The 259-nt window shown below is 62.2% G+C and carries 1 protein-coding gene; it reads right to left on the bottom strand.

Annotation, left to right across the window (positions count from 1 at the left end):
• On the bottom strand, nt 1-259 hold a 259-nt coding region (locus tag G5A07_RS21440), incomplete at both ends, for a low temperature requirement protein A (RefSeq protein ID WP_191863997.1).

The following is a 259-nucleotide window of genomic DNA, read 5'->3' as shown; positions in this document are numbered from 1 at the left end:
ATGCCGAGAGCAGCAGCCCGCCCGTCATCAGCACGAGCATCAGCATGCGGATGGCGAGCTTGTCCGGATCGAGCCAGTTCGTCACCCACGACGTGAAGATCCACACCCACCACACGGCCAGCATCAGCAGCAGCGCCTGCGCGCCGCCTTGCAGCGTGAAATTGCTGATCAGCAGGTGCGAGAGCTGCGTCACCGCAAACACGAATACCAGATCGAAGAACAACTCGATGTTGGTGACGCGGTGATGGCCGTGGGCCCC

Origin of the sequence: Stenotrophomonas sp. AS012628 (assembly GCF_010608305.1) — a bacterium.
Classification (GTDB): domain Bacteria; phylum Pseudomonadota; class Gammaproteobacteria; order Xanthomonadales; family Xanthomonadaceae; genus Stenotrophomonas; species Stenotrophomonas geniculata.
This window is presented reverse-complemented; position numbering and strand designations above follow the sequence as displayed.